We start from the raw sequence: 25,844 nt of genomic DNA, 5'->3' as shown, positions 1-25,844 counted from the left end.
GTTCCCGCCCTGCGGCGCCTGCTCGAGCGCCCCGAACTCGAGGTGCGGTTGCGGCTGCTGACCCTCGCCGTGGAGGCGTCCCCCCGGCTGCCACATAAAAAGGCAGCACTGGAGAAACTGGCCCTAGCTGCGCCGGCTGTTCCCGGTGGTGCGGTAGACATCAAACACGCCGTCAATCCTGCGGACAGCACTGAGAACGTGGCTGAGGTACTTGGGATCGCCCATTTCGAAAGCGAACTTGGAGATGGCCACACGGTCGGTTGAGGTGTGGACGCTCGCAGCCAGGATGTTCACGTGGTTCTCGGACAGCACGCGAGTGACGTCCGAGAGGAGGGACTTCCTGTCCAGGGCCTCCACCTGGATCTCAACGAGGAACACGCTGGATTGCGTGGGTGCCCAGTCCACGTCCACGATTCTGTCCGGCTGGTCCTTCAGGCCGGCGACGTTGGTGCAGTCGGTGCGGTGCACGGAGACGCCTGAGCCGCGCGTGACGAAGCCCAGAATGGGATCGGGTGGCACAGGCGTGCAGCAGCGTGCCAGCTTGACCCATACGTCTCCCACGCCGCGGACCACCACACCGGAGTCTGAGAAACGTGCCTTGGTGACCTGGGTGGGGATGCTCACCTCAGTGAGGTCGTCATCCGGGGTTTCGTTTCCGCCGAGCAGATCGACGAGCTTCTCCATGACGTGCTGCGCTGAGGTGTGCCCGTCGCCCACGCCTGCGTACAGCCCGGAGATGTCGACATACTTGAATTCCTCCGCCACGGCGGCAAGGGCGTCGTGGGTCATGAGGCGCTGCAGCGGCAGGTTCTGCTTCCGCATGGCGCGGGTCAGCAGCTCCTTGCCGCGGTCAATCGCCTCTTCACGGCGCTCTTTGCTGAACCACTGGCGGATTTTGTTCCGGGCACGGGCGCTCTTGACGAAGTGCTGCCAGTCCTGACTGGGTCCGGCGCCTTCGGCCTTGGAGGTGAAGATCTCCACCCAGTCGCCGTGGTTGAGTTCGCTGTTGAGAGGCACCAGTTTCCCGTTGACCCGGGCACCGATGGTGCGGTGCCCCACCTCGGTGTGCACGGCGTAGGCAAAGTCCACGGGCGTCGAGCCTGCCGGGAGGGCCATGACCTCACCCTTGGGCGTGAAGACGAAAACTTCCCTGGCGTTGATCTCAAAGCGCAGGGAGTCCAGGAATTCGCCGGGATCGGAGGTCTCCTGCTGCCAGTCCACGAGCGACCGCAGCCATCCCATGTCCCCGTCGCGGGGGCTGCCGGGCCCGGTGGCGGTCCGGTTCGGCTGGTCCTTGTACTTCCAGTGCGCGGCCACGCCATACTCCGCGCGGCGGTGCATCTCGTGCGTGCGGATCTGGATCTCAACAGGCTTCCCGCCGGGACCGATGACGGTGGTGTGCAGCGACTGGTACATGTTGAACTTGGGCATGGCGATGTAGTCCTTGAACCGCCCGGGCAGGGGGTTCCACCGCGAATGCAGGGTGCCGAGTGCCGCGTAACAGTCGCGGACGGAATCAACCAGCACACGCACGCCCATGAGGTCGTTGATGTCGTCGAAGTCCTTGTCCCGGACGATCATCTTTTGGTAGATCGAGTAATAATGCTTCGGGCGGCCGGTGATGGTGGCTTTGATCTTGGCCACGCGCAGATCCTCGGCGATCTGGTTCCGGATAACGCTGAGGCTCTTTTCGCGCTCAGGAGTCCGGTCCCCCACCATCCGGACGATCTCCTCGTAGACCTTCGGATACAGCGCCGCGAAGGATAGATCCTCGAGCTCCCACTTGATGGTGTTCATGCCGAGGCGGTGGGCGAGCGGCGCGAAGATCTCCAGCGTCTCGCGCGCCTTGCGGGCCGAGGATTCCGCTGAAACAAAGCGCCATGTACGGGCGTTGTGCAACCTGTCCGCGAGCTTAATCATCAGCACTCGGATGTCCTTGGCCATGGCGACGACCATCTTGCGCACTGTCTCGGATTGTGCGGCCTCGCCGAAGCTGACTTTGTCCAGCTTCGTGACGCCGTCCACGAGCATAGCCACCTCGGGGCCGAAGTCGGCTTTCAGATCAGCGAGGGTGTAGGGGGTGTCTTCGACCGTATCGTGAAGCAGCGCGGCCGCAAGCGTGGTCCCGCTGAGGCCGAGTTCGGCCAAGATCGTGGCAACGGCCACGGGGTGGGTTATATAGGGGTCCCCGCTTTTGCGCTTCTGTCCGCGGTGGCTCTGCTCAGCCACGACGAACGCGCGCTGGATGAGGTCAAAGTCCTCTTTGGGATTGTTCGCCCGCACCGTGCGGAGCAGCGGCTCCAGAATCGGCGAGTACGTGGCGGTGCTTCGCCCGGTAAGACGGGCAAGCCGGGACCGCGTGCGTTCCCGGCGCCCCGGGAAAGTGGGGCGCACGCCGGAGGCGTCCACCGGCACACCCGGACCGGGGCGTCCGGCAGCCACCAGACCAGTCTGCGGGCCCTGGCCCGGACCGCTACCCCCGGCCGCCTCTGGCGCCGACGTTGAACGTTCTTCCAATGAAGCACCCCTCACGACCCGTTTAATTATTCCAGTCTATTCCCGCCGCAGGTGTGCTCAATAACCGAGGCTTCGCCAGTGGCGCAGACGGCGACGCAAAAGACCGGATGCCGCGGCAACGGCATCCGGTCTTTTTTTAGCTGCTGCTAAGCCTGCGCCGGCCCGGCGGTGGCTTTGGCGGGGGCTTCTGCCCGCCGGTGCTGCACGCGCTTGGCCTGCTTGACCAGCTCGGGTTCGTTCTGCCGCAGCCAGGCATACATCGGCGCGGCGATGAAGATAGTGGCTGCGGTACCGATCAGGATCCCCACGAACAGGGCAAGCGACAGGTCCCGCAGTGTTCCTGCTCCGAGCAGCCCGGCGCCGATGAAGAGAATCGCCGCCACAGGGAGGATCGCCACCATCATGGTATTGATCGAACGCACCAGGGTCTGGTTCACGGCCAGATTAACTTCCTCACCAAAGGTCCGTCGGGTGGACGCGTCGATGTCCGCCGTGTTTTCACGGATCTTGTCGAACACCACCACCGTGTCGTACAGCGAATAGCTGAGCACGGTCAGGAAGCCGATAACGGCTGAGGGCGTTACTTCAAAATCGCTGAGCGCATAGACGCCGGCGGTGATGAACATGGTCACGGCCATGCCTGCGATCGCAGACAGTGACATCTTCCACGTCCTGAAGTACAGCGCCATGAGCACTGTCGCCAAGGCCACGAACACGACCAGGCCCAGCAGCGCCTGCTTGGTCACGTCCGCACCCCAGGTGGGACCGACGAATGTGGAGGTCACCTCGTTGTCGGTGACTCCGTAGGCTTTGGTCAGGCCCTCCTTGATCTTGAGGGTCTCATCATCGGAAAGCTTGTCGGTCTGGATTCGCATGGTGGTCCCGGCAACGTTGGCCACGCGCGGCACGCTGCCCGGGACCACGTCCTCCACAGCCTTTTCGCCGAGCGAAGCATCTGTGGTCTTGACATTGGAGACGGTGAATTCCGAGCCTCCCCGGAACTCAATGCCCAGGTTGAATCCGCCCTTGGCTACGGGGATGAGGATCGACAAGGCAACGCCCGCGAGGGCGATCAGGAACCAAAGCTTCTTCTTACCGACGAAGTCGTAGGAGCGTTTTCCCGTGTACAGCTCGTTGCCGAAGGTCGCAAAACTTTTAGCCATTACTTGCTCTCCTTGTTGGCGCCCTTGGAGGAACCCGCAAGCTGCTGCTGCTTTTCCGCGAGGCGTCGTTCTGCAATCGTCATCCGGCGCTCCGCCTCGGCGGAGGCACCGATGTTCTTGGCACGTACTGCGACGGGCTTCTCCTCCGGGGTCCGGATCCTGCCGGCGCCCCTGTACAACGGCACGGCGCCGAGGCGTTCGGGATCCAGGCCGGAGAACCGGTGGCCCTCACCAAAGAACCGGGTGCGGGCGAGCAGCTGAAGCGTCGGGTGCGTGAACATGAACACAACGATCAGGTCGGCGATGGCAGTGAGGCCGAGCGTGAACGCGAAGCCCCGCACGTTGCCAACGGCGACAAAGTACAGCACCAGTGCTGCGAGGAGGTTGACGGCCTTGGAGGCCAGCACGGTGCGCTTGGCGCGCTTCCATCCGTTTTCAACGGCGGACACGAGGCCGCGGCCTTCACGCAGCTCATCACGGATGCGCTCGAAGTAGACGATGAAGGAGTCGGCGGTCTGGCCGATGGCGACGATAATGCCGGCGACGCCGGCAAGCGACAGGCGGTAGTTCTCCGTCCAGCCGAGGATTGCGATCGCCAGATAGGTGAGGATACCGGCCACCACCAACGACGCAATGGTGACAAAGCCCAGGACGCGGTATTGGAACAGGGAGTAGACAACCACCAGCAACAGCCCGATGATGCCTGCCAGCAGGCCCATTCGCAGCTGCTCACCACCGAGGGTCGCGGAGATCTGCTGCTCGCTTTGGATGTCGAAGCTGATGGGCAGTGCACCGAAGCGCAACTGGTCAGAGAGTGTCTTCGCCGACTGCTCGGTGAATCCCCCGGTGATCTGCGGGCGGCCGTCGGTGATGACAGCCTGCGCCCGCGGAGCAGAGATGACCTGGTCGTCCAGGACGATGGCGAACTGGGACTTCGGGTCGGTGCCTGATTCCCCGCCGGCGGCCAGGTAGAACTGGTGCAGCCGCTCGGTGACCGTCTTGAATTTGGCAGTACCTTCGGCGTTGAACTGGATGTTGACGGCCCACTCGTTGGTGACGGCACCCTGGACACCCTGCTGGAGCTGGAACGTGGAGCCCTGGATCTCGACGCCCTTGACCTCAACCGGGCCCAGGATGTACTTGATGGCCGGCTGATCTTCCGCAGCAGGCTCGCAGGTGACCAAGGGTTTGGCGGGATCGGAGCGCTCCTGCTTGTCCTGCTCAGGGTTGGCGCAATCCAGTGCCTCGAACTGCTTGTAGATGTCCGCGGTGATCCAGTTTGAATCGCTGCCGTTCGCCGGCTTGGCCGTGGGCTTGGGGAGCTGCGCCGCGGGGGTGCGCTCCTCCGGGGGAACGGGAGTGCCGGGACCGTTGAGCAGGACCGGGCGGAAGTTCATGTCCGCTGATGCCTGGATCAGGGCGCGGGTCTCGGACGACGGCGTGCCCGGGAGGCTCACCACGACGTTCCGGCCCGACTGCGTGCTGATTTCAGCTTCGGCTACGCCAGAACCGTCAACACGCTGGCGGATGATCGCGACAGCCTGGTTCAGCTGTTCCTCGTTAATGTCGGAGCCGCCCTCCACCTTGGGCGCCAGGATCATCTGGGTGCCGCCTTCAAGGTCCAAGGCAAGCTTGGGAGCCCAGCTGGCCTGCCCGGCCATGGTGCCGCCTGCGAGGACGGCGGTCATGACAGCCAGAATTACGCCAAGCCAGACCAACACCCGGATGGCTGATTTCTTGTGGCCAGTTCTTGCCATTGTCGATCTTTCTATTTATACGGAGGAACCGCCGGTGCGGGCTGGACGCCCGTCCCGACGGCGGGCCGCTGCCGAAGAGAGTGCTGCGCGGCGCACGGACGCGCCTGCGGATCAGACGTCCTTTTTGCCTTCGTCGTTGAGGCGCTTCGAGGTCTCATCCGGAGTTTCAGTCGCGGCCGGAGTGCTCTCGTCCCGGTCAACAGTGAGGGACGAAGCATCATCCGGAACCGGGGTGGCACCGGCCGCAGGCTCCATGATCTTGGTGACGGCCTGGCGGTGAACGGTGGCCAGGTTGCCGGGAGACAGTTCCAGCACCACCTTGTTGTCTTCTTCATCGATCGACACGATGCGGCCGAACAGGCCGAAGCTCGTCATGACCTCGACACCCGGAGCAAACTGCGACTGGAGGGCCGCCTGCTGCTGCTGCGTCTTCTTGTTTCGGCGGAACATCATGAAGATGAAGATGCCGAGCATGACGAACAGCAGGATGGACATGATGTCAATGCCGCCGCCGGCCTGCGGCTGGGCTTGGGCAGTGATATTTGAGAACACAGGAAAGTTCCGTTCTGTACTTGCGTAGCTGGGTTACAGCAGGTCCGTTTCGTCCCGCTGCCGGCCCACACTCATGGCCGGGAGCAGCGGCCCGTTGGGGGCCGGCCGCAGAAACGAAGGCACGGACGTGCCGAGCGTCATTCCAGTCTAGAGGGAAAAGCTGTAGGGACGCTGTTATTGGGTGTTGGAAATCCAGTCCGTAGCGGATTCTTCATCTTCCGTCTCCGGTCCGAACAGGTCCAGAGTGTCCTGTCCGAACACGCCGTCGGAAACAGCGAGGCCCAGGTGGGTCCATGCCGGGGCCATGGCAATACGCCCCCGGGGCGTCCTGCCCAGGAGACCCTCGCGGACCAGGTACGGCTCGGCAACGGTCTCGACTGTTTCGGGTTCCTCTCCCACGGCGATGGCCAGGGTGGAGAGGCCTACCGGTCCGCCGCCGAACTTGGTGATGAGCGCCGCCAGCACAGAGCGGTCGAGGCGGTCCAGGCCGCGCTTGTCCACTTCGTACATGTCCAGGGCAGCGGACGCTGATCTGGCATCTATCTGCTCGATCCCGTGTACCAGGGCCCAGTCCCGTACGCGCCGGAGGAGGCGGTTGGCGATACGGGGGGTACCGCGCGATCTGCCCGCTATTTCGCTGAAGCCCGCAGAGTTGACCTTCAGGTCCAGCAGGCCCGCAGACCTGCGCAGGACAAGTTCGAGTTCCTCGACTGAATAGAACTCAAGGTGCCCGGTGAAACCGAACCGGTCGCGCAGCGGTCCGGGGAGCAGGCCTGCGCGGGTGGTGGCACCAACCAGCGTGAAGGCCGGCAACTCCAGCGGAATGGCCGTGGCGCCCGCGCCCTTGCCGACCACAATGTCCACCCGGAAGTCCTCCATCGCCATATAGAGCATTTCCTCGGCAGGGCGGGACATCCGGTGGATTTCGTCCAGGAACAGAACCTCGCCCTCGGAGAGCGAGGAAAGGATGGCCGCGAGATCCCCGGCATGCTGAATGGCCGGGCCGCTGCTGATCCGCAGCGGCGCATTCATTTCCGCAGCCACGATCATGGCGAGAGTGGTCTTGCCCAGGCCAGGCGGACCGGAAAACAACACGTGGTCGGCCGTGCGGCCGCGCATTCGGGACGCCTGCAGCACCAAAGACAGCTGTTTGCGGACCCGGTGCTGGCCTACGAAGTCGTGCAGGTTCTTGGGTCGCAGGGCAGCTTCGATCGCGCGCTCCTCCGGCTCCTCTCCCCCGGCCACGAGGGAGGGCTCAGCCACGGCTGCCTGCCCTGTTGCCGGCCCGGGCGCCGTCCTGCCCAAGCCAGCGCAGGGTGGTACGCAGAATCTCGGCGACGTTTCCCTTCTCCGCCAGGTCCGGCGCGTCGGCCAGCGCCTTCTCGATGCTGCCTGTGGCGTCCTTCTCAGACCACCCGAGGCTTGCCATGGCGGCCACAACCTGGGGCTTCCAGACGGCTTCCCCTGACGGGACAGGGGCGGCACTCGGCGCGGTACCGTGCGGCACCAGCTTTCCGGCCAGTTCGAGCACGATGCGGCCTGCCACCTTGGGCCCGATGCCGGGGACTTTGGTGAACGTTTTGCTGTCTCCGTTGTGGGCTGCCACGCGGATGGCTTCAGGTTCGTGGACCGCGAGGACTGCCAGAGCCAGCCGGGGTCCTACTCCGCTCACACTCAGCAGAATGTCGAAGACCTCACGCTCGTCATCAGTGGCGAAGCCGAAAAGGGTGAGCGAGTCTTCGCGGACAATCAGCGAGGTGTGGAGCTTCCCTTCCTCGCCGGCGCGGAGCTTGCTCAGGGTCTGCGGAGTAGCGTACACGCTCATGCCGGCGCCGTTGAGGTCGATCACCGCGGTGGACAGTCCAATGTGGGCTACGGTTCCGCGGAGAAAACTTATCAAGGCCGGGGCTCCTGAACTTCCACCGGACGGACCAATGCCGTGTCTTCCAATGCAGTGTCTTTCATTGCAGTGTCTTTCATTGCAGTGTCGTCTTTCATTGCAGTGTCTCCGACCGGCTATCCGAACATATCTACGAATACCCTAGCAAGGGCTGCGACAATCACCGTGCACGGCGCGCCTTCGCCTCTGCCTCCGCCCAGGCACGCTGGGCCGGAGTCAGCGCCTGGCTGCCCGGCCCGGTGGTGGCAACCGCAGCGCCGCTGCCCGCCCTCCATGCGTGGGTGATGGCAAGGGCAAGGGCATCGGCCGCGTCGGCTGGCCGCGGCGGGGCGTCAAGCCGGAGGATCTTGGTGACGAGCTTGGTCACGGCGTCCTTGTTGGAGTTGCCGCTTCCCGTGACGGCCGCTTTCACTTCCGACGGCGTATGGAGAGCCACCGGGATTCCGCGCCGGGCGGCCGCCGCAATCACCACGCCGGATGCCTGGGCAACGCCCATCACGGTGCTGACGTTGAGCTGGGAAAAGACACGCTCGACGGCGAGGACGTGCGGTTCGTACCGGTCGAGCCAGTCGTCTATCGCCAGGGCTATGACGAGCAGCCGCTGGTCCAGCGTCTCCCCGGGTGATGTGCCGACCACGCCCACAGCCACCATGCTGGCGCGGCGGTTCTTTTCCACGTCCACCACACCGATGCCGCAGCGCGTCAGGCCGGGGTCAACTCCCAGCACGCGCAGCGTCACCCGCCGGCCCCAAAAGTCACTCGGCGTCCAGTGCGGCCTGCACTTCGTCACTGAGGTCTGCATTGCTGTAGACGTTCTGGACGTCGTCCAGGTCTTCCAGCGCGTCAACGAGCTTCATGAACTTCTTGGCCGCGTCCACATCCAGCGGAACCTCCATGGACGGCACGAACTCGGCTTCGTCAGTGTCGTACTCTATCCCGGCTTCCTTGAGGGCATCCCGGATGGCCTGCAGGTCCTTCGGGTCCGAGTGGATTTCGAAGTTGTCGCCGTTGTCCTTGACTTCCTCGGCCCCGGCGTCCAGCACGGCCATCAGAACGTCATCCTCGCTCAGGCCGTTCTTCGGCAGGGTGACTACGCCCTTGCGGGTAAAGAGGTAACTGACGGAACCGGGATCGGCGATGGTGCCGCCATTGCGGGAGATGGCGAGCCGGACCTCGGAAGCCGCGCGGTTCTTGTTGTCTGTGAGGCATTCGATCAGCAGGGCGGATCCCTGGGGCCCGCGGGCTTCGTACATGATCTCGGTGTAGTCCACGACTTCGCCGGTGAGCCCGGCGCCGCGCTTGATGGCGCGATCGATGTTGTCGTTGGGCACGGACGTCTTCTTGGCTTTGGTGACGGCCAGCTCCAGGCCAGGGTTGCCGGCAAGATCCGGTCCGCCCATGCGTGCCGCAACTTCGATGTTCTTGATCAGCTTGGCGAACGACTTTGCCCGGCGGCTATCAATGATGGCCTTCTTGTGCTTGGTCGTTGCCCATTTGGAGTGGCCTGACATGCTTCTACGCTTCTCCTCTGATCATGCGGATAAAAAGTTCATGCACGCGTTTCTCCCCCGTCACTTCCGGGTGGAAGGAGGTGGCCAGCAGCCGGCCGGAACGCACTGCAACAATTCTAGCTGTCCCCTGCAGATCAGCAGCGTGGGAAGCATGAGCCGGATCCGCAGGCTCCACCTGGGCAAGCACTTCGACGCCTTCGCCCACCCGTTCCACCCAGGGACCGCGGATGAAGACGGCGTGCACAGGAGCGATGCCTTCGTCCGTGGCGCTGAAGTCCAGTCCCTTGAAGTCAAGGTCCGTCTCGAACGACTCCCGCTGGCGCCCGAACGCGTTGCGCCGCACGGTGATGTCCAGCCCGCCGAAGGTCTGTTGAGGGTTTCCGGCGAGGTCGGTGGCGGGGTCGGCTATATCGTGTGCCAACAGAATCATGCCGGCACAGGACCCGTAGACCGGAAGGCCCCCGGCGATGTGCTTGCGCAGCGGCTCGGCCAGTTCGAACGCACGCGCAAGCTTGTCGATGGCCGTCGATTCCCCGCCGGGAATAATCAGGCCGTCCAGGCCGTCCAGCTCGGCCGGGCGGCGAACGCTGACGGCGACGGCACCGGCTGCTTCGACGGCACGAAGGTGCTCACGGAAGTCGCCCTGAAGTGCCAGGACGCCAATGCGGAGTCCGGCACCGATACCTGTACGGGCGCGCGGCGCCTCGGCGGAAAGGGGATTGGTCATCCAAATATCATAGTGTCCCGGGGGCCGTTGCCCTTGCCCGCGGCCCGCCGGCCGCCCTGTCCCATGCCTCAGCTGGGATATATTCAAAGCATGTTTTCCTTCAGCGTTCCGCTCGGCAAGCTCGTCCGCCGGGTAACCCGGCTCAGGGGCGGAGGCTCCGCTTTTCCCGGCCTGGTGGTCGAAAAAATTGACCCCGGCTTCATGCAAAGAACCCTGTCCACGCTGCCCCACGGGGTGGCGGTGGTCAGCGGAACCAACGGAAAAACCACCACGACGAAGATGGTGGTGGAGCTCCTCGAGAGCCAGGGACTGAAGGTGTTCACCAACCGCACCGGCAGCAACTTCACAAGGGGCGTCGCTGCTGCGCTGCTCGGCGAGGTGGACATGCTCGGACGCCTGAATGCTGACATTGCCGTGCTGGAGCTGGACGAAGCCCACGCCGTGCACTTCGTCAACCGCGTCCCCCCGCGCTACAGCCTGCTGCTGAATGTGCTCCGCGACCAGCTTGACCGCTTCGGGGAAATCGACAAGACGGCGCAGCTGCTCCAACACATCGCGTCCAAGACCACGGGAATAGTGGTCCTGAACCGCGAAGACCCCCGCGTGGCACGCATCGCCGAGACGCTGCACGGACCGGAGGTCCGGTACTTCGGCCTGGACGATTCGCTGCTGGCCACCTTTCCCAACGACGACGAGCTGCGTGCAGGCCCCGGCAGTCCGCCTCCGGCGGCCGTCCCCCAGAAGCCGGCTGCCGACGTCGTGCTTCGCCGCGTGGGCGCGGACGACGCCGACTTCGAGTACGACGGCGCCACGGTCACCACATCGATGAAGCTCCGCGGCGTCTACAACATCTTCAACGCTGCCGCTGCCCTGGTCCTGGCCCGCAGCATCTGCGGCGGCGCCGCCACGGCGGACCATGCCGCCCTGCTGACCGCGCTGTCCCAGGTGGCGCCGGCGTTTGGCCGCGGTGAGAGCCTGGTGGTGGATGGGCTGCCTTTGGATCTGGTGCTGGTGAAGAACCCCAGCGGGTTCCGGCTGGGCCTGAAGTCGTTCCCCTCGGGCGGGTACGCCACCATGATCGCGATCAACGACAACTATGCTGACGGGCGCGACATGTCCTGGCTGTGGGACGTCGACTTCGAATCCCTGCGGGCGGACGGCGTAGACCAGGTCAGCGGCTCCCGCGCCTATGACATGGCCCTGCGCCTGCAGTATGACGAGGTGCCCGTCCGCTCCGTCGACACGGAGATCTCCCCTGCCCTTGCGGCCTTCATTGCCGCCGCGCGAGACAAACCGAAGCGCATCTTCTGCACCTACACCGCCATGCTCGCCATCCGCCGCGAGCTGTCCAAAATCACCACAGTGGAGGTGGTCTCGTGACCCCGGGGACATCAGGCAGCAAGGGAACCGTCCGGGTCCTGCAGCTCTACCCGCGCGACATGAACATCTACGGCGACTGGGGCAACGCCCTGGTGCTGCAGCAGCGGCTGAAGTGGCACGGATACACCCCGGAACTCCTCGAGTACAACCCGGGTGACGATTTTCCGGACCAGGTGGATGTGATCGTTGCCGGCGGCGGGCAGGACAGCGGCCAGCTGGTGATCCAGGATGACCTGCAGATGCGGGCGGACACCCTCCGCGGACTCGCGGAGGACGGCGCGCCCATGCTCGTGATTTGCGGCCTGTACCAATTGTTCGGGCATTTCTTCAAGACACGCTCCGGCGCCGTCATTCCTGGCATCGGCATCCTGGACGTGGAGACCCACGGAACGGATGAACGCCTGATCGGCAACGTGAAGGTGACCACCCCGGAGTTCGGCGAAGTCCTTGGCTACGAGAATCACAGCGGGCAGACCACCCTCGGGCCCGGCGTAAAGCCCCTGGGCACGGTCGAAAAAGGGACCGGCAACAACAGCAAGGACGGCCATGAGGGCGCCCGCTACCGCAACATCGTGGCGAGCTACCTTCACGGCTCCCTGCTCCCAAAGAACCCCGCGATAGCCGACTACCTGATCCGTACCGCCGTCGAACGAAAATACGGTTCCTTCACGCCGGGTGATCCGGATGACCGTTTCGCGGTGCTGGCCCGGGAGCACGCAGCGCGCCGGCCGCGCTAGCTGCTGTTCTTCCAGCGCCCGCCGCCCGCATCCGCTGCGCTAAAGCCTGCACCGCTAGAGCCTGCAGCAGCTAAAGCCTGCAGCAGCCAGGGCCTGCCCGCGCGGACAGGCCGAGCAGGCAGGCTCCGTCATAATGCCCGCTATTTCTCCTTGGTGATCAGGAGTTCGTGGGCGCCGGCCTTCGCGGCGCCCATGGATTCCACCACTGCCTTGGTCCGCTGGCGTGTCTCGGCGTCGGCCGCCGGGCTGGCACAGACGCCCTGGGGCGCGTCGGAGGCCACCGAACACCAGCGGTAGGGCGCGTTGACGATGACCGAGGGTGCCCAGCCGAGGTCCGCTGCGGTCCATGTGCCGGCCGCGTCCTGGCTGAACTGAGCCCTTACCAGCAGCCCCTCATTGTTCACGGCGTAGGTGGGCGACAGCTCTGTCACTCCGTTGCCGAGCCCGTAGACGATCCACGTTCCCTTGTACTTTTCAATCGGCAGCACGGAGTGCGTGTGGTGCCCGTAGATCATGGTGAACTGCCCGCTGTCCACCAGGGCGTGCGCCGTCTCCTGCTGCTGGGCGTTGGGGGCGCTGGCGTATTCGTCCCCGGCATGCATGACACCGAGCACGATGTCCGCACCACGCTGGCGGGCCTTCTTGGCCTTGGCGATCATGGTCGGAGCGTCCAGCATGTCCACCTGCCAGTCCTGCTCCGGAATCTGGCCGTTCAAGCCGTATGTGCCCTGGATGATGGCGATGTTGGCAGCCTGCGTCGGCAGGATGAGGATGCCGTCCGATTCTGCCTTCGTCCGGTAGGAGCCGGTGTGCTGCAGGCCGGAAGCGTCGAGCGCGTCCAGTGTCCGGACCAGGCCGGCAGTGCCCTGGTCGATGGTGTGGTTGCTCGCCGTGGTGCACGCCTGGTACCCCACGGCCTTGGCGGCGGCGATGATCTGCGGGGGCACGTTGAATGACGGGTAGGCCGAGAAAGGTCCGGCTGGAGCTGCCACCGGAGTTTCCTGGTGGCAGATGGCGAGGTCGCTTTGTTCGATGTAGCGGCGTTGGCCTTCGAGCAGCGGGACGAAGTCCAGCCCCTTTGTGCCGGCCGCCAGCGCATCCTGGCGTGCCTGCTCCCACAGCTGCGTGTGCACCAGCATGTCCCCGGTGACCAGCACTGAGGCACACCGCACGCCCTTGCATTCAGGTCCGACGCCGGGTGTCGCGCCGGCCGTGGCTGTCTCACTGGGTGTCCCTGTCTGCCCGGCGGTCGAGCCGCCGGATGCTCCGGCAGCCAGCGAGTCCGACACCTCCGGTGACCCCGAAGGGCTGGACGAAGTGGTCGTTGCGGCGCCAGGTGTTCCCTGTGCTGTACCGGCTGGCGCTTGTCCGCCCTCCTGACCTGCGATGACGCCACACGAAGCCAGCGATGCAACCAGCGCCGCTGATGCAGCGCTTCTGGCCGTCCAGGTAAAAAATCTGTGAGTGTTCCCCATAACCGCAATCCTACGGCGGCGCGGTGCCCAAAACGCGCTGCTGACGTCATTGTGAACGTCCCACCTGCATGAAAGGGTTGCTGCATGACCAACCCCCTGCTGACCCCCAGCAGCCTGCCGTTCGGGCTGCCCCCCTTTGCAGCCATTGAAGACGCCCATTTCGCCGAGGCGGTGGATGTGGGACTCACACAGCACCTTGACGAAATCCGGGACATTGTCGAGAACCGTGAACCGGCAAGCTTCGAAAACACAGCATTGGCCATGGAGCGCTCGGGACGCTTGCTGCAGCGTGCTGCAGCATCCTTTTTCACGCTGGTGTCGGCCGACGCCTCAGAGGCAATCCAGGAACTGGAGACCGAGCTGTCCCCGCGGTTCTCCGCGCACCAGGACGCCGTTTACCTCAACCGGGACCTGTACACGCGGTTCGCTGCCATCGATACTGCAGGCCTCGATGCGGAGTCCGCCCGCCTGGTCGAGGAATACCTCAAGGAATTCCACCAGTCCGGGATCCAGCTCGATGATGAGGGCCAGGAGCAGCTGAGGGAGCTGAACGGGGAGCTGTCACGCCTGGGCACGGAGTTTGGCCAGCGCGTCAAGGAGGCGATGAAGAAGGCCGCCCTGCTGCTGGACGATGCCTCGGACCTGGCGGGGCTGCCGGCCGATGAGATCTCCAGCGCCGCCGAGGCCGCGCGCACGGCCGGACACGAGGGAAAGTACCTGCTGACCCTTATCCAGCCGAGCAACCAGCCGGCCTTGGCGGCACTGGAGAACCGCGAGGTGCGCCGGCGTCTGTACGAGGCGTCGATTGCCAGGGGCAGCAGCGGCGGCAGCCTCGATGTGCTGGACCTGGTGAAGTCCATGGCCCGGCTGCGTGGTGAGAAGGCTGTCCTGCTGGGGTATGGCAACTATGCCGAGCTCGTTGTGGACAGGCAGACGGCACCGGACTTCGAGGAAGTCAGGTCAATGTTGAGCCGCCTGGCGCCCCCGGCCGTCCGCAATGCAGACGCCGAAGCCGCGGCCCTGGCGGAGACCGCCGGGCACCCGCTTGAGGCATGGGACTGGGCCTACTACTCGGCGAAGGTGCGGCGGGAGCGGTACGAGGTGGATGAGCAGGCCATCCGGCCCTACTTCGAACTGGACCGTGTCCTGGCCGACGGGGTGTTTTTCGCTGCCACGTCGCTGTACGGCATCACGTTCCACGAACGTCCGGACCTCGCCGGCTACCACCCGGATGTCCGTATCTGGGAAGTCCGCAACGAGGACGCCTCCGCGCTGGGCCTCTTCCTGGGCGACTATTACACGCGCGAGTCCAAGCGGGGCGGGGCGTGGATGAATTCGCTGGTTGAGCAGTCCGATCTCCTGGACGAGCGGCCGGTGGTGATCAACAACCTCAACATCTCGAAGCCGCCCGCGGGTGAACCCACCCTGCTGACCTTGGACGAGGTCCGCAGCGTCTTCCACGAGTTCGGCCACGCCCTCCATGGGCTGTTCTCGAAAGTTACCTATCCGCGGTTTTCCGGAACCAGCGTGCCCCGTGACTTCGTGGAATACCCGTCCCAGGTCAACGAGATGTGGATCATGTGGCCCGAAGTGCTGGCAAATTATGCGCGCCACTACAGCACCGGCGAGCCGCTCCCCCAGGACGTCGTTGACCGGCTGAACGAGTCACGGCTGTGGGGCGAGGGGTTTGCGACCACCGAATATCTTGGTGCGGCGCTGCTGGACCTGGCGTGGCATGTGCTGGAGCCTGACGGCGTACCGGAGGATGCGCTCGAGTTCGAGGCGAAGGCGCTCGCGGCGGCGGGAGTTGCGCATACCCTCATACCGCCGCGGTACCGCACCGGCTACTTTCAGCACATTTTCGCCGGTGACTACTATGCGGCCGGCTATTACTCCTATATCTGGAGTGAAGTCCTGGACGCTGAGACTGTGGACTGGTTCATCGACAACGGCGGGCTGAACCGCAGCAACGGCGACCGCTTCCGCGACGAGCTGCTGTCCCGCGGGAACAGCCGGGATCCTCTGGAGTCGTTCCGCACCTTCCGCGGCCGCGACGCTGCCCTCGAGCCGCTGCTCAAGCGCCGCGGCCTGCAGTAGCCGCCTGCCGCGCCCAACTGGCTCGCAGTTGTTGTCGTCATGGCTGCTGATAAGGACAACCAGTGCGAGCCAGTTGGAAAGAACGGACGACGGCGGCCGATCACCAAGGGTGATCGGCCGCCGTCGTCGTTCGACCGCTTCTCCACAAACTCGGCGCCGGGGCGCCTCGTCTACGGAGCCTCAGCGGTCTCGCTTATCAAGCCGATAGCGTTAGGCGCGATTGTCGCCTAGTTCTACCAGCCGCGCTCGGCGAGGCGGTGCGGCTGCGGGATCTCGTCGACGTTGATACCGACCATCGCCTCGCCCAGGCCGCGGGAGGCCTTGGCGATGACGTCCGGGTCATCGAAGAAGGTGGTGGCCTTCACGACGGCGGCGGCACGCTGGGCCGGGTTGCCGGACTTGAAGATGCCGGAGCCGACGAACACGCCGTCGGCGCCGAGCTGCATCATCATGGCGGCGTCGGCCGGGGTGGCGATGCCGCCAGCGGTGAACAGCACCACGGGGAGCTTGCCGGTGGCGGCGACTTCCTTGACCAGTTCGTACGGTGCCTGCAGTTCCTTGGCCGCAACGTACAGCTCGTCCTCCGGCAGGGAGGTCAGGCGGCGGAGTTCGGCGCGGATCTGGCGCATGTGCGTGGTGGCGTTGGAAACGTCGCCGGTGCCGGCCTCACCCTTGGAACGGATCATGGCCGCGCCCTCGTTGATGCGGCGCAGGGCCTCACCGAGGTTCGTGGCGCCACAGACGAAGGGAACGGTGAATTCCCACTTGTCGATGTGGTTCGCGTAATCGGCAGGAGTCAGGACCTCGGACTCGTCGATATAGTCCACGCCCAGGGACTGCAGGACCTGCGCCTCGACGAAGTGGCCGATGCGGGCCTTGGCCATGACCGGGACGGAGACGGCCTCAATGATCTTGTCGATCATGTCCGGATCGGACATGCGGGACACGCCGCCCTGGGCGCGGATGTCGGCCGGGACGCGTTCGAGCGCCATGACGGCAACGGCACCGGCGTCTTCGGCGATGCGGGCCTGTTCGACGTTGACGACGTCCATAATGACGCCGCCCTTGAGCATCTCAGCCATGCCGCGCTTGACACGGCTGCTGCCCGTGACGCTGTTGGCGGACGAGCCGGCTTCGCTGCTTACATCAGGTGTAGACACAAAAACCCCTATGGGTAGATAGATGTTGCTGGATCCGCTCTCGCGGCCCGGCGCGGACGGCACGCGAATGCCGCAATTCGCACACACCGGATTACCGGATCCATTGACCAGGTATTCCTAATAGTAGTCCCACCGCGGCAGCCGGGCTTAATCAGGGCTGCATCAGGATTGCGGGGTGCCCTGGCAGGCCTGGCGGCGGACGGCCAGCACCCGCTGGACCACCGTGACCAGGCTTGCGCCAGCCAGCACCACGAGCGTCACCAGCAGCACGACGGGCGGCAGTCCCAGTCCGGTCAGGCCGGTGACGACAAGCACCGACACCAGCCGTTCAGCGCGCTCCGCGATGCCCACATTCGCCTGGAACCCGAGGGACTCGGCCTTTGCCCTGACATAGGACACCACCATTCCCAGGACAAGGCAGACGACGGCGGCCACGGCTATCGCTGTATCGGCGCCTCCCGTGAAGAACCAGATGGCAAGGCCGGCGAACAGCGCGCCGTCCGCCAGCCGGTCCAGCGTGGAGTCCAGGAAGTTGCCCCAGGAACCGCCCCGGTCCTGCATCCGCGCCATGATGCCGTCGATGACGTCGGAAAAGACGAAGGCCGTAATAAACAGGGTTCCCCACAGGAGATGGCCCAGCGGGTAGAACACCAAGGCGCCCACCACCACACCGGCGGTGCCGATGATCGTGATGGCGTCCGGCGAGACACCCATCTTGAGCAGCCAGCGGGCGAGCGGCGAGAACAGGGCGGTGAAGAAACCGCGCGCATGCCTATTCAGCATGCGTCTCCCCCGGCCAGGCGTCGGCCACCTGCTGGCGCACCTCGTCAAGCGTCTGCGTTATCGCCTTGGTCTGGGCGATGATCGGGAAAAAGTTCCCGTCCCCGCCCCAGCGCGGAACGACGTGCTGGTGCAGGTGTCCCGCAATTCCGGCCCCGCCCACGACCCCCTGGTTCATGCCCAGGTTGAACCCGCCGGGATTCGAGACCTTCCGCAGCACGCGCATGGCGGTCTGAGTAAGATCGGCAAATTCGGCGGTCTCCTCTACGGTCAGGTCCGTGTAGTCCGGTATGTGCCGGTACGGGCAGACCAGCAGGTGGCCGGGGTTGTAGGGAAAGAGGTTGAGCACCACGTAACTGGTACGGCCGCGGTACACGATCAGGGATTCCTCATCCGAGCGGCTCGGTGCAACACAGAAGGGGCAGTCGTCCTGGTTTTTGAACTGGTGCTGCCCGCCCTTGATGTACGCCATGCGGTGCGGAGTCCACAGTCGCTGGAATGCGTCCGGTACGCCAGCGAGGCCGAAATCGTCCGTCACCTCGGCGTCGCCCGGATAGCCTTCGCCCGTATTCTCCTGCACGTGTACCTCTCGTCCGTGTGGCTAGCTGGTCCGGTTGCGGACCGCGTCCACGATCCGCTGGACTGCCTCGGCCACCGGCACGCCGTTGTCCTGGCTCCCGTCGCGGAAGCGGAACGATACCGCTCCGGCCTCGGCATCCTCGCCGCCGGCGATCAGCACGAACGGGATCTTGTCCTTGCTGGCGGTGCGGATCTTCTTGGGGAAGCGGTCCGAGGAGATGTCTACCTCGGCCCGGATGCCGGCAGCCTTGAGCTGGTCCACGACGTCGAACATGTAGTCGTTGAAGGTTTCCGCCACGGGAATCCCGACCACCTGGACCGGGGCGAGCCAGGCAGGGAAGGCGCCGGCATAGTGCTCAGTGAGTACGCCCATGAAGCGCTCCACCGAACCGAACAGGGCGCGGTGGATCATGACGGGGCGCTGGCGGGTGCCGTCTGCAGCCTGGTACTCCAGCTCGAAGCGTTCGGGCAGGTTGAAGTCGAGCTGGATGGTGGACATCTGCCACGTACGTCCCAGCGCGTCCTTGGCCTGGACCGAGATCTTCGGGCCGTAGAACGCAGCACCCCCGGGATCCGGCACCAGCTCCAGCCCGGAGGCTTCCGCTACCTCAGCCAGAGTGCGGGTGGCTTCCTCCCAGGTGGCGTCGTCGCCGACGAACTTGTCCTCGTTCTTGGTGGACAGCTCCAGGTAGAAATCATCCAGCCCGTAGTCCTTGAGCAGGCCCAGGACGAAGTTCAGCGTGGTGGTGAGCTCGTCCTTCATCTGCTCGCGGGTGCAGTAGATGTGGGCGTCGTCCTGTGTCATCCCGCGGACACGGGTCAGGCCGTGCACAACGCCGGACTTCTCGTAACGGTAGACCGAGCCGAATTCGAACAGCCGCAGCGGGAGCTCCCGGTAGGAGCGTCCGCGGGAGCGGAAGATGAGGTTGTGCATGGGGCAGTTCATCGGCTTCAGGTAGTAGTCCTGGCCGGGCTTGCGCACCGTTCCGTCCTCATTGAGCTCCGCGTCGATGTGCATTGCGGGGAACATGCCGTCCCTGTACCAGTCAAGGTGCCCGGAGACTTCGTAGAGGTGGCCCTTGGTGATGTGGGGCGTGTAGACGAACTCGTAGCCGGCGTCCACGTGGCGCTGGCGCGAGTAGTCTTCCATGGCCTTGCGGATGATGCCGCCCTTGGGGTGGAATACCGGCAAGCCGGAACCCAGCTCATCCGGGAACGAGAACAGGTCCAGCTCGGCGCCAAGCTTGCGGTGGTCACGGCGCTCGGCTTCAGCGATGCGCTCCTGGTAGGCCTTCAGTGCGTCCTTGGTGGGCCAGGCCGTGCCGTAGATGCGCTGCAGCTGCTGGTTGTTCTGGTTGCCCAGCCAGTAGGCGGCGGAGGAGCGGGTCAGGGCAAAGGCGTTGGAGATCAGCTTGGTGTTGGGCAGGTGCGGGCCCCGGCACAGGTCGCACCAGACGCTGTCACCGCTCTTGCGGTCAATGTTGTCGTAAATGGTGATGTCCCCGGCACCGACCTCGACGCTGACGCCTTCGCCGGCCTCTGCCGCATCGTTTTTCCTGCCCAGCAGTTCCAGCTTGTAGGGCTCGTTCTTCATGGCTTCGCGGGCCTCGTCCTCGGACACAACGCGCCGCACGAACTTCTGGTTCTGGTTGACGATTTTGAGCATCATCTTTTCGAGCTGCCGGAGGTCTTCCGGAGTAAAGGGTTCCGCCACGTCGAAGTCGAAGTAAAAGCCGTCCGTGATGTAGGGGCCGATGCCGAGCTTCGCGTCGGGCCGCAGCTGCTGCACCGCCTGGGCCATGACATGGGCGGTGGAGTGGCGCAGGACATTGAGGCCGTCCGGGGAGTCGATGGTGACCCCCTCGACTTCAGCACCTTCGGGAAGCGGCTGGTCAAGGTCCTTCAGCACGCCGTCAATGCGGGCTACAACGACTTCGCGGCGGTCGAAGAAGAGCTCCGCGCCGGTGGTCCCGGTAGTCACCTTCATCTCTTCGCCATCGACGATGAGGGTGATCTGCTGGGCATCTGACACGGGTGTCTCCTATTCAAAGTTAAGGCTTCGTAGCTTGTGGCGTACGGGGACCACAGCCAGCCTCGTCAATGGTATCCACAAGGGCTGAGGCCAGCCAAAGCGGGACACGGGCCGGACGGACAGGAAAAGGTCATCCGCTCAGCCCGGTGATGGCAAGGTTCCGGCCGATTCCGCTCAGCGGGCCGGGGCTCCGGAACTCTTCGGGAATGACGGTACCGGGGTGCAGTTTTCCGTTGTCCGGCCCGTTACCGGAATCATCCCGGGAGGGAACTGTGTTTTCCGGAGAGGGGTTTTCCGGAGAGGGGTTTTCCGGAGAGGGGTTTTCCCGGGAGGAGTTTGCCGGGAAGGAATCTTCCGGGAAGGGCAGGCTTTCGACCCTGCTGAGATCCCAGGCCATGCTGGCGCTGAGGCTGATGCCACGCGGACCGGTTCTCCTGGTGGTTCCGCGGATGAGGAGCAGCCGGGTCCCGAACAGCAGGGGTCCCGCCAGTTCCTGCGCCTCATGGAAGAACACTGAGTCCACGCACCCGGTGCCGTCGTCGATGCTGATGAACACCACCCTTCTGCCCCCGCGCATGGGCGGAGTCTGGGTGGCAACACGCACTCCGGCCACCAAAACCTCGGTGCCGTTCCTCAAACCCAGGAGTTTGTCCGCGGTGGTGACGCCTAGCTTGTCCAGCAGGGGGCGGTGGCTGGCCATCAGATGCTCGCTGACGTCCACGGCCATGAGGTCCAGTTCAGCCCGGACATTCTCGACCAATGTTGGCGGCGGGAGTTCTGCCTTGACGTTCCTCAGCTCGACATCACCCAGGGGCAGGGCCAGCTGGCCCTCAATGATCTCTGTCCCCTTTTTGGACTGGCCGGTCTGCAGGTTCTGAAGGTGCTGGACAAGGTCGGCCCTATTGGCGGCTCCACCTGACTCCCGGTGCAGGGAGTCGAAGGCGCCCAGCTGGGCGAGCCTTCTGATGCTCGGTTTCGTCAGCCGTGCCCGTGCCCGGAGATCCGCCAGGGAGTCATAGGGCTGCCCTGCCACAATCCGCTTTAATTCAGCCCCTGAAAGGCCGTATATACCTTTCAGGCTCAGTCTGATCCCAAGTTTTCCGCGGTCCCGGCCCTCGCCGACCCGTTCCACCCGGTATTCATCCCCGCTGAGGTTAATGTCCAGCGGGAGAATGGGGATGCCGAGCCGGCGGGCCTCGGCGACAAGGAGACGCTTGGGATACATGCCGGGATCGTGCTCCCACAGTCCGGCAAGGAATGCCTCCGGATGATGTGCTTTCAGCCAGGCCGACTGGTACGTGGGTACGGCAAAGGCCGCGCCATGCGCCTTGCAGAAGCCAAAGCTGGCGAACGATTTCAAGGTCCCCCATACTTTGTCGACCACGCCCGGCGAATACCCCTTGGCTTTGGCCTCACGGCGGAAAAACTCCTCCACCTGGGATTCCATGACCTCGTTGCTCAACGCCCTGCGGAACTCGTCAGCCTTCGCCAGTCCACAGCCCGTCATCACGTCAAAGGTCCTCAGGATCTGTTCGTGGAACACGGTCACCCCGTGGGTCTCCTGCAGCACGGGCTTGAGGTTCGGATGCGGGTAGACCTCCGGGGCAAAGCCGTGCCGGTGCTCCAGGAACGGCCGCACCATGTCAGATTTCATGGGACCCGGCCGGAAGAGGGAAATATCGATGATGAGGTCGTTGAATTCCCGGGGCGCCAATTTGCCCACAAGTTCGCGCTGGCCGGGTGACTCGATCTGAAAGCAGCCCAGCGTGTGGGTACTCCGGATCAGTTCATACGTGGGCTCATCATCCAGCGGTACCGCGTTCAGGTCGATGAAGCCATTGTCGCTGATGTAGTCAGGTCCCGTGCCGTCCGGCCGGGTGGGATGCGCGCCCGCTGACACCACCTCGGCCTTGGACGGGTGGATGCGGATGATTTCCCGTACCGCAAACGCCATGGCGCTTTGCATCCGGACACCCAGCACGTCCAGTTTGAGCATGCCCATCGGGTCCATGTCGTGCTTATCGAACTGGCTCATGGGCAGTCCCAGCCCGCTGGGCTGGACGGGCGTCCTGTCCAGGAGGGTGGCATCTCCCAGGATCACCCCGCATGGGTGCATCGAAATGTGGCGAGGCAGCCGGTCAAGGCGCTCGGTGAGGTCAACGAGCAGATCCAGCTGCTGGTTGCCGGAATAATCCCTTTGTTCCAACCGGTCCGCAAATTCACGAAGCTCAGGCTTTTCCTCGAGCGCTTCCCGAAACTTGCGGGCTGAGAAACGCCAGAGCTGCTTGGCGATTTCACCAACATCGTTTTCGTCCATGCCCAGCGCCATTCCGGCGTCGCGGACGGCACCCCGTGCCCGGTATCCGTTCTGCATGCTCATGAGAGTCACGCGCTGGGACCCGAAACGGTCGAAGATCTTCCGGTAAACGTTGTGCCGCTCTGCGCTTTCGACGTCAATGTCGATGTCCGGCAGGGTGGACCTGTCCTGCGACAGGAACCGCTCAAAAATCAGGTCATGCTGCAGCGGGTTCACCTGGCTGACATCGATCAGGTAATTGACCAGGCTTGAAGCGCCGGATCCTCTGGCGGCTGCCCTGACTCCCATGTCCAGGATCATCCGCGACACTTCCGCCACAGTCAGGAAGTAGGAAGCGAAGCCAAGGTTGGAGATGATCTTCAGTTCGTGCTCGAGCCGGGCGCGCATGTCAGCCTCCGCCTGGCCGGAGATCCCGGGGAACCGGCGCGATACACCGGCCTCGCACCGCTGCACCAGCTCCGCCAGGGGATCTCCTTCAATGCCAATCACCGATGCTTCCGGAACCACCGGCTGCTTCCATCCCATATCCGTTGCGGGGTCCACCCTGCAGCGGTCCGCGAGCGCCTCCGTCTGCGCGAGCAGCACCTGGAGGTCGGCTGCACTGTATCCGGCGGCGGAAATGATCTCCTTTGCCAGCTGCAGCATCTGTCCAGGCGATTTCAGCCATCCCTGCCCGGTGGGCTGGAGCAGCGGAGCGGCGGAGAGCTCGGGCAACGATTTGAGGGTGCGTGCTGAATCCAGAACGTCGGCAGTAGCTGCTCCGTCCTCTGCGCAGTATCTGACGGCGTTGGTCAGAACGGCAGGAATCCCGAACTCCTGGGCAAGTTTGAGCATGCGGACGGCGTGCGCCGTGCTGAGCGCCTGTCCCGGAGGGCTGAGGTGGGAGACGACTTCGGCAACGATGCTTCCGGCCGGAAGGGCATCCAGCCAGCCCTTGAACAGGGTGCGGGGCCGGAGGTAACGGCGGCCACCCATGGCACGGCCCACGTCGGAATCAGGACCGACAAGCACGGTGAGGACAGGTTTGAGGGTTGCGGGGTCAAGGACCCTTGATGCCAGTTCCGCCCGGGTCACGGCAACGGGCACTGCTCCCCCGGCCTTACCCGTGGTGCGGGCATGTGCATCCGAAATCAGCCGGCAGAGCGCCCTGTATCCGGCACCGTTGGTGTGCCCATGCGCCAGCACCACGACGCGGCCGCCGGGCGAGCTGCGCAGGTCTGCGCCGTCGTCATACACGCCAAGGTCCACTCCGATAACGGGGTCAATCCCGGCAGCCATGCAGGCCTTGAGGTGTTTTACCGTTCCATACAGCCCGTCCCTGTCGGTGCAGGCAAGGGCGGTGGCCCCGGCGGCGGCCGCTGACTGGGCCAGCTCATCAGGCCAGGAGACCCCGTAATGGGCGCTGAAGGCGGTGGAAACGTGGAGATGCGTGAAACTCATGCTGTTTTATGCCGAAGGGCGTCGTGGATCCGGAGGAGCCGCCAGCGTCCGCTGCCGGTATGCCGGACCAGGTCAAGGGTCAGATGCTCAGGAGCAGCAGGGGTTTTCGATTCAGGAGCGCCAACGGCAGAAGCTGTCGGGCCGGGGGCGGCCTCAGAAGGCACCACCTGGACGCGCCAGATCTCGTGGTCTACGAGTCCCTGGCCGCTGCCCAAAGGAGCGCGTTGTTCCTCGGCCCACCACTGGCGGCGCTCAAACCAATGCACTGGTTCAGCACAGACTGCATAGTTCCGGCCTCCCCATCGCAGCTCGGCAGGCCGGCCATCGGGTCCGCAGACAACGTCCACGGACTCACTGAACATGCCCACTCGTGCCTCCGGATACGAAATCAACCTGCTGTAAATATGGGAGCATTCGAATATGTATTCGAATAAGAACAGTCTACGCCGGGCCGCTGACAAAACCTAGGTGAAGTGTGGACGGACGGCGGCTCAGAGGGCAGGATGGAGCCATGAGTTCCAATGACGCACTCCTGAAGCACGTAAGCATCGCCGCCGAAGACAGCGATTTGGTGGCCACCTTCGATATTGACGGCAATATTCCAGGATCGGGCGCCTTCGTCGTGGGGCTCGTCGCTGCAACTCCGGACTACTCGCATCAACGGAGGCTCGGAATAGAGTTCATGAATGGCGAAGCCGTGTCCATGTACGCCTTCAGCCATGACGGCACCGAGGAAAACTTCGACCTCAAGAGCGTCGAGCACTCGGGCAGCACCATCACGGGCAAGTTCCCCATGAGCACCGTGCTCGGCCTTGAGAAGGGCCACCTGATGTCAGCCTTCAGCGAGGCCGACGGCCGTGAATTCCAGTCAGGCGTGCCGGTAGAGGAATCGCTTTAGCCTCTTGCCGCCGGCCAGCGCAGCACAAGCGCGGGACGGGCACGTACCCACTCAGTTGTTTTCGTTGTGGATCTTCATCTCGAGTTCGATGAACTTCGAAATCATCGCCCGGTAGGTGCTTTCGACGATGTCCGGGTCAATTTCCTTTTTCTCCGCGGCGGAACGGACATGTTCAATCACGCGTTCCACCCGCCCCGGAGCCCGCACTTCAGCGTCATCGCCCTTCAGCGTTCCCGCGATCCTGATCAGGCGCTCGCGCCGTGCAATCAGGGTGACGATCTGGTCATCCACCTCATCCACGGCGATCCGGACAGCGGCGAGCTGTTCCCTGTCAGCCTGGGCGCTTTTATCGTCTCCGTGATTTGTGGGCATGTCCATGACAGTATCGAACCATGCAGCCCCGAGTCGATTTTATTTCGTTGGGAGTGCGCAGCGTGGCCGCCTCCCGCCGCTTCTATGTTGAGGGTCTCGGGTGGCCGGTCCACCGGGAATTCCCGGAGGTGGTGTTCATTCAGGCCAATCACGGACTCATGCTCTCGCTCTGGGAGGTCGGCCAGATGCAGTCCGAAGCCGGCGTCGATGCTCCCGGCCCTGTTCCCTGCATCACGCTCAGCCATAACGTCGGAAGTGCTGCCGGCGTCGATGAGGTGATGGCAGAAGCGGAGGCCGCAGGTGCCGCCATCGTATCCCCTCCGAAAACGCAGCCCTGGGGCGGCTACACGGGCTATTTCGCCGATCCGGACGGCTTCCGGTGGGAGATTGCGTTCAACCCCACATGGTCGGTGGACGACGGCGGCCGGGTCACCGTCTGATGCGGAGGCA

The 25,844-nt window shown here is 64.3% G+C and carries 22 protein-coding genes; 5 read left to right on the top strand and 17 right to left on the bottom strand.

Features of this window, described 5'->3' with window-relative positions; genetic code table 11:
• Positions 1-123: 123 nt before the first annotated feature.
• From M1E01_RS08880 to pdxT, 9 genes are all read right to left on the bottom strand, one after another.
• A complete protein-coding gene (locus M1E01_RS08880; RefSeq protein ID WP_457974662.1) occupies positions 124-2,517 on the bottom strand; it encodes a RelA/SpoT family protein in 2,394 nt (797 codons plus the stop codon).
• A gap of 146 nt (positions 2,518-2,663) precedes the next feature.
• Positions 2,664-3,680: a protein translocase subunit SecF gene (gene secF, locus M1E01_RS08875; protein ID WP_457974661.1), complete on the bottom strand. Its 1,017-nt coding sequence runs from the start codon at positions 3,678-3,680 to the stop codon at positions 2,664-2,666.
• Positions 3,680-5,437: a protein translocase subunit SecD gene (secD, locus tag M1E01_RS08870; RefSeq protein WP_457974660.1), complete on the bottom strand. Its 1,758-nt coding sequence runs from the start codon at positions 5,435-5,437 to the stop codon at positions 3,680-3,682. The genes secF and secD overlap by 1 nt, the downstream gene beginning before the upstream one ends.
• Before the next feature lie 111 nt (positions 5,438-5,548).
• A complete protein-coding gene (yajC, locus tag M1E01_RS08865; protein ID WP_457974916.1) occupies positions 5,549-5,932 on the bottom strand; it encodes a preprotein translocase subunit YajC in 384 nt (127 codons plus the stop codon).
• Positions 5,933-6,163: 231 nt separating this feature from the next.
• Positions 6,164-7,252: a Holliday junction branch migration DNA helicase RuvB gene (gene ruvB / locus M1E01_RS08860; protein WP_457974659.1), complete on the bottom strand. Its 1,089-nt coding sequence runs from the start codon at positions 7,250-7,252 to the stop codon at positions 6,164-6,166.
• Positions 7,245-7,889, bottom strand: coding sequence for a Holliday junction branch migration protein RuvA (ruvA, locus tag M1E01_RS08855; protein WP_457974658.1), 645 nt, complete (start codon positions 7,887-7,889; stop codon positions 7,245-7,247). Before ruvA ends, ruvB begins: the two co-directional genes overlap by 8 nt.
• 160 nt (positions 7,890-8,049) lie before the next feature.
• Positions 8,050-8,628 carry a crossover junction endodeoxyribonuclease RuvC gene (gene ruvC / locus M1E01_RS08850; protein WP_457974657.1) on the bottom strand — a complete coding sequence of 193 codons (579 nt, stop codon included), beginning with the start codon at positions 8,626-8,628 and terminating at the stop codon, positions 8,050-8,052.
• 16 nt (positions 8,629-8,644) lie between these two features.
• Positions 8,645-9,400 (bottom strand): YebC/PmpR family DNA-binding transcriptional regulator, encoded by a 756-nt coding sequence (locus tag M1E01_RS08845; RefSeq protein WP_457974656.1) that lies wholly within the window; start codon positions 9,398-9,400, stop codon positions 8,645-8,647.
• A gap of 4 nt (positions 9,401-9,404) precedes the next feature.
• Positions 9,405-10,127, bottom strand: coding sequence for a pyridoxal 5'-phosphate synthase glutaminase subunit PdxT (gene pdxT, locus M1E01_RS08840; RefSeq protein ID WP_457974655.1), 723 nt, complete (start codon positions 10,125-10,127; stop codon positions 9,405-9,407).
• 90 nt (positions 10,128-10,217) lie between these two features.
• On the opposite strand from pdxT, the gene M1E01_RS08835 reads away from it, so the two are divergent.
• Both M1E01_RS08835 and M1E01_RS08830 read left to right on the top strand, forming a co-directional pair.
• Positions 10,218-11,507 (top strand): MurT ligase domain-containing protein, encoded by a 1,290-nt coding sequence (locus M1E01_RS08835; protein ID WP_457974654.1) that lies wholly within the window; start codon positions 10,218-10,220, stop codon positions 11,505-11,507.
• A gap of 59 nt (positions 11,508-11,566) precedes the next feature.
• Positions 11,567-12,244 (top strand): type 1 glutamine amidotransferase, encoded by a 678-nt coding sequence (locus M1E01_RS08830; protein WP_457974915.1) that lies wholly within the window; start codon positions 11,567-11,569, stop codon positions 12,242-12,244.
• A gap of 140 nt (positions 12,245-12,384) precedes the next feature.
• Here the strand turns inward: M1E01_RS08830 and M1E01_RS08825 are convergent, their stop codons facing one another.
• Positions 12,385-13,533 (bottom strand): CapA family protein, encoded by a 1,149-nt coding sequence (locus M1E01_RS08825; RefSeq protein ID WP_457974653.1) that lies wholly within the window; start codon positions 13,531-13,533, stop codon positions 12,385-12,387.
• A gap of 270 nt (positions 13,534-13,803) precedes the next feature.
• Between M1E01_RS08825 and M1E01_RS08820 the strand changes: the two genes are divergently transcribed.
• On the top strand, positions 13,804-15,816 hold the full coding sequence (locus tag M1E01_RS08820) for a M3 family metallopeptidase (protein WP_457974652.1): 2,013 nt from the start codon (positions 13,804-13,806) through the stop codon (positions 15,814-15,816).
• Between the two features lie 233 nt (positions 15,817-16,049).
• On the opposite strand, the gene pdxS is transcribed toward M1E01_RS08820, so the two are convergent.
• The 6 genes from pdxS to M1E01_RS08790 form a co-directional block, all read right to left on the bottom strand.
• On the bottom strand, positions 16,050-16,976 hold the full coding sequence (pdxS, locus tag M1E01_RS08815; RefSeq protein WP_400480042.1) for a pyridoxal 5'-phosphate synthase lyase subunit PdxS: 927 nt from the start codon (positions 16,974-16,976) through the stop codon (positions 16,050-16,052).
• Between the two features lie 162 nt (positions 16,977-17,138).
• Positions 17,139-17,759 carry a phosphatidylinositol phosphate synthase gene (pgsA, locus tag M1E01_RS08810; RefSeq protein WP_457974651.1) on the bottom strand — a complete coding sequence of 207 codons (621 nt, stop codon included), beginning with the start codon at positions 17,757-17,759 and terminating at the stop codon, positions 17,139-17,141.
• Complete coding sequence (locus M1E01_RS08805) at positions 17,749-18,336, bottom strand: HIT family protein (RefSeq protein WP_457974650.1); 588 nt, start codon at positions 18,334-18,336, stop codon at positions 17,749-17,751. The genes pgsA and M1E01_RS08805 overlap by 11 nt, the downstream gene beginning before the upstream one ends.
• Before the next feature lie 21 nt (positions 18,337-18,357).
• The gene (gene thrS / locus M1E01_RS08800) at positions 18,358-20,322 is read right to left on the bottom strand and encodes a threonine--tRNA ligase (RefSeq protein WP_457974914.1); all 1,965 of its coding nucleotides are present in this window, start codon (positions 20,320-20,322) and stop codon (positions 18,358-18,360) included.
• 175 nt (positions 20,323-20,497) lie between these two features.
• Entirely contained in the window at positions 20,498-24,124 is a 3,627-nt protein-coding gene (locus M1E01_RS08795; RefSeq protein ID WP_457974649.1) for a DNA polymerase III subunit alpha, read from the bottom strand.
• Positions 24,121-24,492 (bottom strand): DUF6504 family protein, encoded by a 372-nt coding sequence (locus tag M1E01_RS08790; protein ID WP_457974648.1) that lies wholly within the window; start codon positions 24,490-24,492, stop codon positions 24,121-24,123. The genes M1E01_RS08795 and M1E01_RS08790 overlap by 4 nt, the downstream gene beginning before the upstream one ends.
• Before the next feature lie 143 nt (positions 24,493-24,635).
• Here M1E01_RS08790 and M1E01_RS08785 point away from each other — a divergent pair, with 143 nt between their 5' ends.
• Positions 24,636-25,022, top strand: a complete 387-nt coding sequence (locus tag M1E01_RS08785) for a hypothetical protein (protein WP_457974647.1) — start codon at positions 24,636-24,638, stop codon at positions 25,020-25,022.
• A gap of 51 nt (positions 25,023-25,073) precedes the next feature.
• Here the strand turns inward: M1E01_RS08785 and M1E01_RS08780 are convergent, their stop codons facing one another.
• Entirely contained in the window at positions 25,074-25,400 is a 327-nt protein-coding gene (locus M1E01_RS08780) for a chorismate mutase (RefSeq protein WP_457974646.1), read from the bottom strand.
• A 14-nt stretch (positions 25,401-25,414) separates the two neighbouring features.
• Between M1E01_RS08780 and M1E01_RS08775 the strand changes: the two genes are divergently transcribed.
• The gene (locus tag M1E01_RS08775) at positions 25,415-25,834 is read left to right on the top strand and encodes a VOC family protein (RefSeq protein ID WP_457974645.1); all 420 of its coding nucleotides are present in this window, start codon (positions 25,415-25,417) and stop codon (positions 25,832-25,834) included.
• Positions 25,835-25,844 lie beyond the last annotated feature (10 nt).

The sequence above is a fragment of the Arthrobacter sp. D1-17 genome (assembly GCF_054130535.1).
This window is presented reverse-complemented; position numbering and strand designations above follow the sequence as displayed.

Excerpts from the sequence above, each read along its gene's own strand:
- secF (WP_457974661.1), bottom strand. The coding sequence starts at position 3,680 with ATGGCTAAAAGTTTTGCGACCTTCGGCAACGAGCTGTACACGGGAAAA.
- secD (WP_457974660.1), bottom strand. The coding sequence starts at position 5,437 with ATGGCAAGAACTGGCCACAAGAAATCAGCCATCCGGGTGTTGGTCTGG.
- yajC (WP_457974916.1), bottom strand. The coding sequence starts at position 5,932 with ATGTCCATCCTGCTGTTCGTCATGCTCGGCATCTTCATCTTCATGATG.
- M1E01_RS08845 (WP_457974656.1), bottom strand. The coding sequence starts at position 9,400 with ATGTCAGGCCACTCCAAATGGGCAACGACCAAGCACAAGAAGGCCATC.
- pdxT (WP_457974655.1), bottom strand. The coding sequence starts at position 10,127 with ATGACCAATCCCCTTTCCGCCGAGGCGCCGCGCGCCCGTACAGGTATC.
- M1E01_RS08835 (WP_457974654.1), top strand. The coding sequence starts at position 10,218 with ATGTTTTCCTTCAGCGTTCCGCTCGGCAAGCTCGTCCGCCGGGTAACC.
- M1E01_RS08830 (WP_457974915.1), top strand. The coding sequence starts at position 11,567 with ATGAACATCTACGGCGACTGGGGCAACGCCCTGGTGCTGCAGCAGCGG.
- M1E01_RS08820 (WP_457974652.1), top strand. The coding sequence starts at position 13,804 with ATGACCAACCCCCTGCTGACCCCCAGCAGCCTGCCGTTCGGGCTGCCC.
- pgsA (WP_457974651.1), bottom strand. The coding sequence starts at position 17,759 with ATGCTGAATAGGCATGCGCGCGGTTTCTTCACCGCCCTGTTCTCGCCG.
- thrS (WP_457974914.1), bottom strand. The coding sequence starts at position 20,322 with ATGAAGGTGACTACCGGGACCACCGGCGCGGAGCTCTTCTTCGACCGC.
- M1E01_RS08795 (WP_457974649.1), bottom strand. The coding sequence starts at position 24,124 with ATGAGTTTCACGCATCTCCACGTTTCCACCGCCTTCAGCGCCCATTAC.
- M1E01_RS08785 (WP_457974647.1), top strand. The coding sequence starts at position 24,636 with ATGAGTTCCAATGACGCACTCCTGAAGCACGTAAGCATCGCCGCCGAA.
- M1E01_RS08780 (WP_457974646.1), bottom strand. The coding sequence starts at position 25,400 with ATGGACATGCCCACAAATCACGGAGACGATAAAAGCGCCCAGGCTGAC.
- M1E01_RS08775 (WP_457974645.1), top strand. The coding sequence starts at position 25,415 with ATGCAGCCCCGAGTCGATTTTATTTCGTTGGGAGTGCGCAGCGTGGCC.